The organism is Vibrio sp. DNB22_10_4, assembly GCF_052879755.1.
Window position 1 is genome coordinate 1 of the sequence record NZ_JBNNXW010000063.1, and the last position, 274, is coordinate 274.

Below are 274 nucleotides of genomic sequence, written 5' to 3' on the forward strand. Positions count from 1 at the left end.
GGCGGTGGCGAGGCGGTAAAATGGCCCGTTCGCGGCCATCCTGGGCCGTCTGCCCCTCATGATCGAAACCGACAAGCTCGCCGCCAAGGCCGTCTCCGCTGAGCGCATCATCTCAGCGTCCCCCGCCTCCCCCAACGAGGAGGCCTTCGAGCGCGCGCTGCGCCCCAAGCTGCTCGACGAATACGTCGGCCAGGAAAAGGTGCGCGGCCAGCTCGACATCTTCATGACGGCGGCCAAGAACCGCAGCGAAGCGCTCGACCACGTGCTGCTGTTC

Annotated in this window: 1 pseudogene; it reads left to right on the plus strand. The window is 67.2% G+C overall.

What is annotated here, in order from left to right:
- Positions 1–58: 58 nt before the first annotated feature.
- Positions 59–274: pseudogene (locus ACVA6Q_RS24675) on the plus strand (hypothetical protein); the annotation flags it as partial.